The organism is Bacteroides sp. RTP21281st1_H5_RTP21281_210402, from assembly GCF_040918965.1.
GTDB classification, from domain to species: Bacteria; Bacteroidota; Bacteroidia; order Bacteroidales; family Bacteroidaceae; genus Bacteroides; species Bacteroides congonensis.
This window is the reverse complement of the sequence record NZ_JBCOWR010000042.1, coordinates 1-8,097: the sequence shown is the minus strand read 5'-3', so window position 1 is coordinate 8,097 and position 8,097 is coordinate 1. Positions and strand designations below refer to the sequence as shown.

Genomic DNA, 8,097 nt, shown 5'->3' with positions numbered 1-8,097 from the left:
GCAGCATAGCCAAAAGAAAATATAGCAGAACTGTAAAATATAAAAGAGGTTGCGCCAACGTTTTGACACAACCTCTTCATTTTTTTCTAAGAATATTTATAACCGCTTGTCATAGCTTGAATAGCTTTCCACCTGCGGTATTTTTCGTATATATCCCATTTGAATATTGTCCAAGCAACGTACCAGCGTCCTTTCCATAGCGGGTAGAATATCACGCTCGTAAAAATCACGCGGGCGGGCTGAATAGTCTATTTTAACTATTTCCTGTTCGCATATATCACCCGTATCAAGTCCGTTATCCGCCCAAAACCATGTGGCGGCAGTGATTGGCTCTTGCCGTTTGTAAGCCCATTTGATTGAAGACGCGCCACGTCCATACGGCAGTGGTGACGGGTGAAATATCAATGTCCCGTAAAGCGGTTCTTTCAGCACTTCCACCGATACCTTTTCCGTCAGAAGCGGGGCAATGGCTAAATCATACGCTCCGGTGCTTTCGTTCCAAACACGGTGACCTTTCTCGCGCACACAGGCTTCCGCTATTTTGTAAGCCTGTGAGTCCTTATTTCCTAATATCTTGATGATCATATTCCCCAATATATTTAAATGCCTGTACTGCCCTGAAATGACCTCCGTATCCGGTAGAACATTTATCAGACTTTCCCTTTCTCTGCATGGACTTTGCCATCGAACTTGCGCTTCTCGCCTTATTCGAACCATAAAGGCTGGCTCCTGTTTGCACCCATTTCTTTGAGTGTCGTAAAGCTCCGCATAACTGGGGATGTGAAGTATGGAAAAATACAGGTAGCTTTTTCCCGCAACGTCCATTCCCATTCAGGTGATATTCGCATACTGCAGCTAAAAATTTAGTGCCAACTCCGATGCCTTGCCATTCCGGCATGACTACCAAACGCGTCGAGCGATACGCTCCAGCTGTGAAAAGGGGGGCTACAGCCAAATGGCATACGGGCTCGTTCCCAATGAACCCCACGAAATATTCCGCAGCAACGGGCAACGGCAAGTCTAAATAATAATGCTGTTTAAACAGTCTTGGGAATACAGTTCCCCTGACCTTATAAATTTGAAGCTCGAGTTTTGGACGTTGCCGAAGACAGTCACGCTCGTAAAAGCGTGCCTCCGCAGTATCGTACACCCAATCCGGCTGCAACCATTCAATAATATCATAATGACAGGATAGAAGGACAATCTTACCTTTGCCACGTCTCCAAGTTTTAGAGAATGCTGCCGCACCCACTTTCGCGATCTGACGGTCAATCACGGACGTAAATTCATCAACGACGGCATGCTCCGGACGTTCGCAAGCCAAACGGGCTAAACCAGCGCGAAATTTCTCACCGTTCGAAAGCACATTGAAGGGGCGTAGCCATGCCGGAACATCCCCCAAACCTACAGCCGAAAGCATTCCGGTGACCATATTAAAATCCCCGTCCGGAGCGATGCAGTCAATAATAGGTTTATTGCTGTCCCAACCGGAATAAAGGTCATAAATCGGCTCGTTAAAGATTTTGCTTCCGATACTGGTTTTTCCACTTCCTGAAGGTCCGACAATCAAACCTATTTGCCATTCCTTGCCCTCGATGGGCAATTCAGCCACCTTTTCCCAATCACAGCCATTTTCCGCATTGAAAAGGCTTTTTACCCTTGCAGCGCGATAGCTGTCAAAATCGCTGCAATGGTGTCGTACTTCTACTCTCATACACTTACTACCTTTAAAGTTAAACCTTCAGCTTTCAGGCGTTCATAAATAGCCTGCTGTTCTTTTTCATCTGTGCAAATGACGATAACGCCATATTGCGGTTTATACGTATATTTTCCCATAACTAATAATTTGAGTTCGGGACAAAAGTACTCCGGGGCTGTCAATCCGGCACGATACATGAAGTTGTTTACACTGCAAACGTTTTGCAGTCACTTTGGAAACGCTTGATAAGACTATATACCTTTCTCTCACTGACAAGGTACTTGTCAGATAATGCCGCGACTATATAAGACACTTTCTCACCATGTCCTAACAGTTTCATATAATCCGCATACAGATCGATATAGCGACAATCTTCAAGCCGTATTCCGGCATCCTGTAATTTTTTCAGGAGTTCCCTATTAAAGTTTAATATCTCTATGACTTTCATAATACAAATTTGATTATCTTTGCAATGCCAATCACATAAAGCAAAAATGCGAGTAGACGCAGCAAGGGTCTTTGCCCCCGGCTGTGCGTCTGCTCGCATTTTGTTAGTATGTGATTGGCGTCTTTACTAACAGGCTGGGGGCTTTTTATAGCCTTTTCCCCCGCAGGCTTATATTCAATTTTGACAAATCACTGGAAATCCGTATATTTGCGCTTATAATAATGCTTTCTTATGCGGAATCCTGAAATGACCAAAATACGTGACCGGAAGATGGTAGAAACGTTCTATCATCTCTATGATAAAAAGCGCATCCGCTTGGAGGATGTTCTTTTGCGTATGAGTCATGACCTGTTCTTCCTTGATCAGAACTACATCTACAAACGGATTTTTTATATATCGGAGAATTTATCATATTACGAACAATTAAAAGAGGGCAAAAAGCCCGATTCAAAAAAGAACGATACAAATCAACTTAGTCTTGGTTTTTAACCGTTGCATCATAGATGATACAGCGGTTCTTCGTCTTCCGTTTTCTCCGGTAAGTCCCCATTGCTAATTTTCATTTCACGGTCTTTCATGTCGGCATGGCTTGCAAGTTCCATTGTGGTGTAATCCATGATTTCACATTCAAAGCTGATCCGGTACATGTTTCCCGCACCTCCCGACTCTTCCCGCCCGACATGGGTGCGTCGGAGCGTGCCGAAGTTCTTCCCCGATTTCCCGTGCAACATCATCCCCAGTAAAGTCAACAGGTCAAGGAAGGACAACGCCTCTTCCTGCATTTCCGCACCTTCACAGGTATCGGAAAAGGTTTCGTAAAACAGCCGGAAATCAATCTGCGTGTGAAGCCGCTGAACGAGTAACCCTTCGTCCTCAATCCCCAGCGTATTAAATTCAATGAATACAGCCGGGGACAGAAAGGGATGTTCTTCATCGAGAAAACTGACCTGTTCATGCCACATGTCAATGTGTTCAATCTCCGGTGTGTTTTCCATCCTTTCCCTTAGCTCGGAATACTCATCCGGAATAGATGCCAGGAATCCGTCTTTGTTTCGGATAATTTCAACCAGTTCTTTGTAACAGTCTGTCCAAATCATAATTATATTGATTAAATATTTGAGAATCGTTTGTCAATCTCCGACGCTATCCATGCGTCCAGCTGTTTCATGAATGCGGCAGATTCACCCATGTACTGACGTTTCGGAATCCTTATCCTGCTGCCCGCTTTTTTTAGTGCCATACCTTTGTAGAAGGAAGCCATTGTAGACAACCGTGCATTGGCTTTATTTTTCCGTAATTCGCCATTCTTTTTCTTTTGCATTGTTCCGGTTGACTTCATGTACAAATACCAAAAATAACGCTTCATCCGCTCCGTTACGACAATATACCCACCTTCATTGTGAATCTTGGCGTATGCCAGCGGTTCAGTCTGAAAAGTAATGCGGTCTATCCCTCGACTGACTGCATGAATACTGTCGCGAAGTTTCCCGCTTTGTATCAATACGCCACGATCCGAACCGATTGTGAGTGACCTTTTAGCCCACGGTGTCAGTGATGTATCAAGAAATCCCTGTCTGCGAAAGTTCTGCTTGAAGAAGTTCACACCCGCAACTTTCGCGTAACGGTGCGCATCTTCTACCAGCGTGGATAATTCTTTGAAAAAATCGGGTAATTCAGTCCTTTCCATTTGCATTTCAAAATAAAATTGTATATTTGCAATGTTCGCGGCTGTAACAGGTCAAGAGCTCCCTTCAGGAGTGGTAGTTTCGGCTACTGCTCCTGAAGTTCTTTAAGAAGGTCAATTGTCTTTCCGTCCGCCACATCCTGCCATGACACTTTCACAGCTTTCCTCTTATAAATGAACACCATCTGCTGCCCGGAATACTTTTCGCCATACAGTTTGTATATGCCGTTCAGTTTGTTTTTCAGCATTTCCGGTTCGACAGTGTCAAAAGCGCTCAAATTGAATACAGTATATTCGCATTGTTGTTTTTTCGAACTGTCAAGTCCATGTTTTATACCGCCCAGTCCCTGAATGTTTTTCAGGTCTGCCAGCTTTTCGTCAATCAGATATTCCGGGTTCTTCACCCCGTCCTCATTGATGTGCGGGCGGATTTTCACTTTCATTTTCAGTTCCTTTGAAATTACCCGTGCGCTTTCCACATTCTTTGCCAAGTCTTTCGGATCAGCAAAATCGCTGATCATCACTTTCGATTCCGGATCACGATGGTAAGGAGCGTATAACTTGCTCCGTTCCGTCTCCTTCCTGATTTTTGCCAAATGCCCGTCGGGCATTGAGAAATAAGGATGTGCGACCGTGAATATCTCACCGGATTGCCCTACGTTGTTCGCAAAGGCATCCGGTATCGTCACAATAGGCGTAGCAGGCGTTTCCGGTTCGTCCGTTTGTTCGGCATAACACCTGCACCGATATCCGTTTGGCGGGTAGTTCCGCAGCCAAAACGGGTCGTTAATAGGTTTTACGACACCATCCAGTATCCTATGTGATTCTCTTACCCGTTCGTCCCCTGCAGTCACATACTTCAGGTTAGGCATTATATCCGCATTCTCCTTGAATTCCTGCCATTCACTGGCGCGTCTGCTGCTTGTTTCTGCCGTTTCAAATTCCGTGCGAAGGTAATTTTCATTATAGTCTTTATGAATTGCCATAACCTTTTCCCGGAAGTCCTCATAAGAAAGTTTCTTCCCCTTATCATCATAAAGGGCATCGTTCATCTCCTTAATTTCCTGATACGTCTTCGCTCCGGAGAACTTGAACAAGTTGTCACGTATCCGCTGGGTATCTTCCGCCAGTTCCGGATCATTATAGTCGTCTTTTCCCCATCCTTCAGCCGCCTTCTTATTCAGTTCCCCGTATGTCTTTCTGAATAATTCCTCATCAATATCTCCCGTTTTGACCTTTCGTTCATAAACTTGTTTCATCACCCTGCCGATGATGCCGCTGAAATCATACTCTCCGGCTTCCATGGAGGGTGACGTTACCGCTTCATCGTCCGGTTCGGTCTTTTTTTTTTGAGGGTCTGTTTTTGGCTGATTCGGCAATGTTCCTCCCTGCTGTTCACCACCGGGATTTTTCTTTTGACCAATGATCGGAAGTCCCGTTTTCTTTGCGACTTCTTCGTGGTCAAATTCAAAGGTATAAGCCAGCTTGTTGATCGCTTCGATGTATTCCGTGATAGACAAACTTTCCGTGTCGTCCCACTTCAGTTTCAGCCTTTCAAGTGGTTTATATACCGGGCTTATCTTTACCAGCTTAGGGATGATAATATAGTTAAAATAGAACTGGAAAATCATCTTGTCATATTCGTGCCGTGATTTTTCAACACGTTCATGGACTTCTGCCGTACCTTCCCACGCCCCGTTTTCAGTTGTACCCGTCTGACCAAGCAAACGCTTGCTGATTTGGTTGTCACATCGTTCCTCTAACGGTAAAAAGGCATTGGTTGTATTTCCTCCGGCTTCTTTCCCATACTCGACCTTTTCATTTCCGGACAGGACTGCAAAGAAATTATTCCTGAAATCCAACATCATCTCGAATAATTCGTCCAACCGTTTTTTATCCTGTCGGTCTGAAGTAACGAAAACAGGGGGAATGCCATATTTTTCAATGTAATTCATCCATGATCCCAAACCCAGTTTCTTTGCAAGGATGATAATTGACAGTTCATTGAGCATCCCCAAAGCCCATGCGTTTCCGAACTGGACATAATAGGGCTCAAGTGCACCGTCCTTATATGACCATCCGGTTTTGTCTGACTCTTCCTTGACGATTATCATCTGTTGCGGGATATAGTTGGACATGGGAACTTCTTCTACATGGCTGATTTCCAAGTTTTCATCAAGATGGGAAATGTCGGCAAGCGATACTCCCTGTAACTGATGTAGAAAACAAATTCTGATAAGCTGGTGAAACCACGGACGATCCAGCAGTTTCTTCGCTTCCTTGTCCTCATTGTCGTTGTCGTCCACCAAGTTGAATTCCGCCTGTTGTACAGGTAATACACGATTGTCAATCGTCGTTTGTAAATGTTCGTCATTGTACAATGACTGGTAGAACCTGTACAGCAAGCCACGCCTGGGATCATCCGGATCGGTTGCCGAAGTTACCGCCATAATCCAATCATCAATGGTCTTTTCCCGGTAGACGACAGCCTGCCTTTTATAAGCAGCACTTGACGAAGATTGTGTTCCACTGCTATCCATCCGAAAATAATACTCATTAAGTACATTCTTCAGACTCATCCGACGAATTGCTTTCTGCTGAAACCAGTTGAATATTTCTCTTAACTTCTTGTACATAACATACCTTTTAAAAGCGGTTTAAAAACTATTTAAAGAAACCATCCGTTGTTCCGTGTATGACCAAACAGAATGGGAGATTCAACATTGCCTTCTTCATCTGTTACCAAAGGAATTTCAGGTGGCAGTGACATGATTCCGTCACGTAACTTGGCAAGTATAAGGTCAGCCCAGTCGTTCATGTCTGATAACGGGTTATTTCCCGTTTTCCGGGCTGCGTTCCGACTTACCGCACGGAAAGCGGTAATGCTGGATATTATCCGGATTAACAACCCCGTTCGTATTGGAGGAATACCGAATATCTTTTTCACGTCATAACGACCGCTTATATAGGCGGACACTTCACTGATGACAAGATCTTCAATCCCGTTCAAAACTTCCTCGTCTTTTTCGATACTTTCAACCAGCAACCGATTTTGTATGACGGTCGTCAGGTCATCCATGTTGATATACTTCATAGTTACCAAGTGTATTTACGTTTATATCTTCCCGCCTTCCACGGGCGTGTCGCGGGCTCGTCCTCTGACTGTGGAGGATCAGTATATATTTCAAGTTTCCTCACAGCCTGTTCGTCAGCGTCCGGGCTGTCATCATGTTCTGTCATGCCCGGTTCAACAGCATACAACTGTTTCAAGCCGACAGTAATGTCCGGGCTTGCTTTCAGTTCCTCGTTGACATGCATCCGGGAATTCTGATAATATGGATGCATGCTTATCATACGAAGTATCTTGTTCGTTGTTTTAGGCGTCTGTACCGGAACAAGGTTCAACTCTACACCTGTCTCCGTCTCGGCTTCCCCTATGATACGCTTGACTTCGTCGTTCCAAAATTGGGACTCGTACTGCCAGAAGCAAATAATGCCCTTTGCCCTGAATTCAGCCTGCTTCATGCACATCCATTGTACGCAGAGTTTCATCTTTGACTGCTTTACGAATCCGTCTATCAGCCAAAAATCATTTTTATGCCGTCCCCAAATCTTACATGCGTTAAAGTCACTCGTATCTGTCCCGGCATACGCAATGTCCCAATGTGCCACGATCGCATTCATCGTGTGAAGGTCAGGGAGCTTTCCCCACTTCACCATTTCGGGCTTGAATATTTTACCCTTGACAAGCGGTACGTGGTTATATTCCGCATGTGCCGCGAGAATACCCATGTCCTTTTCCTGTTGACGATAGAACTGGGGGGAATACATCGATTTCCACGCCGGTTCATACGTTACCGGATCATAAGCCTTCACCAGATGCCAGTCCCAGTCGGGATGCCGCTGTTTGAGAATCGTCTGTACCATCCGGGATGCAAAACGGTTGTTAGCACCTATCAGACGTCTGCGCTTTCCCGTCATGGTTGCCAGCACGTCCGCTTCGATCCAGTCCGCATAATCATCCTGCATCCGGTTGTTTTTGATGGTCTGCGGTGTCTCCAAGTCGTCAATTATCCACAGGTCAGGACGGTGTGCGCCTTTACGAAGCCCGCGAACCTTCTGCTTCGCACCGAACGCCTTGCAAATAAAGCCGTTCATCGTTACGAAGTTTCCCTTTTCCCAATATCCCGGATTATACTGCTCGCCAAAGTCGTGTTTCAAAAGTTCGTTTGCCTCGAATTCCGCACGTAAATCTTCCAGCAGGTC

General features: G+C 45.1%; 10 protein-coding genes. 1 reads left to right on the top strand and 9 read right to left on the bottom strand.

Going from position 1 to position 8,097, the window contains the following annotated elements; all coding sequences use genetic code 11:
• Positions 1-96 precede the first annotated feature (96 nt).
• From AB5443_RS25125 to AB5443_RS25110, 4 genes are all read right to left on the bottom strand, one after another.
• Complete coding sequence (locus tag AB5443_RS25125) at positions 97-585, bottom strand: formyltransferase family protein (protein WP_149932121.1); 489 nt, start codon at positions 583-585, stop codon at positions 97-99.
• Positions 560-1,714, bottom strand: coding sequence for an ABC transporter ATP-binding protein (locus AB5443_RS25120; protein ID WP_288148525.1), 1,155 nt, complete (start codon positions 1,712-1,714; stop codon positions 560-562). The genes AB5443_RS25125 and AB5443_RS25120 overlap by 26 nt, the downstream gene beginning before the upstream one ends.
• Positions 1,711-1,836, bottom strand: a complete 126-nt coding sequence (locus AB5443_RS25115) for a hypothetical protein (RefSeq protein ID WP_004303272.1) — start codon at positions 1,834-1,836, stop codon at positions 1,711-1,713. The genes AB5443_RS25120 and AB5443_RS25115 overlap by 4 nt, the downstream gene beginning before the upstream one ends.
• Before the next feature lie 68 nt (positions 1,837-1,904).
• Positions 1,905-2,147, bottom strand: a complete 243-nt coding sequence (locus AB5443_RS25110) for a hypothetical protein (RefSeq protein WP_004303271.1) — start codon at positions 2,145-2,147, stop codon at positions 1,905-1,907.
• A 231-nt stretch (positions 2,148-2,378) separates the two neighbouring features.
• Here AB5443_RS25110 and AB5443_RS25105 point away from each other — a divergent pair, with 231 nt between their 5' ends.
• Positions 2,379-2,636 (top strand): hypothetical protein, encoded by a 258-nt coding sequence (locus AB5443_RS25105; protein WP_007765947.1) that lies wholly within the window; start codon positions 2,379-2,381, stop codon positions 2,634-2,636.
• A gap of 8 nt (positions 2,637-2,644) precedes the next feature.
• On the opposite strand, the gene AB5443_RS25100 is transcribed toward AB5443_RS25105, so the two are convergent.
• The 5 genes from AB5443_RS25100 to AB5443_RS25080 all read right to left on the bottom strand — a co-directional run.
• Entirely contained in the window at positions 2,645-3,244 is a 600-nt protein-coding gene (locus tag AB5443_RS25100; RefSeq protein WP_288148526.1) for a hypothetical protein, read from the bottom strand.
• 11 nt (positions 3,245-3,255) lie between these two features.
• A complete protein-coding gene (locus tag AB5443_RS25095; RefSeq protein WP_288084200.1) occupies positions 3,256-3,834 on the bottom strand; it encodes a hypothetical protein in 579 nt (192 codons plus the stop codon).
• 83 nt (positions 3,835-3,917) lie between these two features.
• On the bottom strand, positions 3,918-6,467 hold the full coding sequence (locus AB5443_RS25090) for a DUF935 family protein (protein ID WP_288148527.1): 2,550 nt from the start codon (positions 6,465-6,467) through the stop codon (positions 3,918-3,920).
• A 32-nt stretch (positions 6,468-6,499) separates the two neighbouring features.
• On the bottom strand, positions 6,500-6,925 hold the full coding sequence (locus AB5443_RS25085; RefSeq protein WP_288084204.1) for a hypothetical protein: 426 nt from the start codon (positions 6,923-6,925) through the stop codon (positions 6,500-6,502).
• A 2-nt stretch (positions 6,926-6,927) separates the two neighbouring features.
• Positions 6,928-8,097, bottom strand: a 1,170-nt coding sequence (locus AB5443_RS25080; RefSeq protein WP_368119649.1) for a hypothetical protein, incomplete at its 5' end; no start/stop codon positions are given.

Coding starts and splice junctions, on each gene's coding strand:
- AB5443_RS25125 (WP_149932121.1), bottom strand. CDS start 585: ATGATCATCAAGATATTAGGAAATAAGGACTCACAGGCTTACAAAATA.
- AB5443_RS25120 (WP_288148525.1), bottom strand. CDS start 1,714: ATGAGAGTAGAAGTACGACACCATTGCAGCGATTTTGACAGCTATCGC.
- AB5443_RS25115 (WP_004303272.1), bottom strand. CDS start 1,836: ATGGGAAAATATACGTATAAACCGCAATATGGCGTTATCGTCATTTGC.
- AB5443_RS25110 (WP_004303271.1), bottom strand. CDS start 2,147: ATGAAAGTCATAGAGATATTAAACTTTAATAGGGAACTCCTGAAAAAA.
- AB5443_RS25105 (WP_007765947.1), top strand. CDS start 2,379: ATGCGGAATCCTGAAATGACCAAAATACGTGACCGGAAGATGGTAGAA.
- AB5443_RS25100 (WP_288148526.1), bottom strand. CDS start 3,244: ATGATTTGGACAGACTGTTACAAAGAACTGGTTGAAATTATCCGAAAC.
- AB5443_RS25095 (WP_288084200.1), bottom strand. CDS start 3,834: ATGGAAAGGACTGAATTACCCGATTTTTTCAAAGAATTATCCACGCTG.
- AB5443_RS25090 (WP_288148527.1), bottom strand. CDS start 6,467: ATGTACAAGAAGTTAAGAGAAATATTCAACTGGTTTCAGCAGAAAGCA.
- AB5443_RS25085 (WP_288084204.1), bottom strand. CDS start 6,925: ATGAAGTATATCAACATGGATGACCTGACGACCGTCATACAAAATCGG.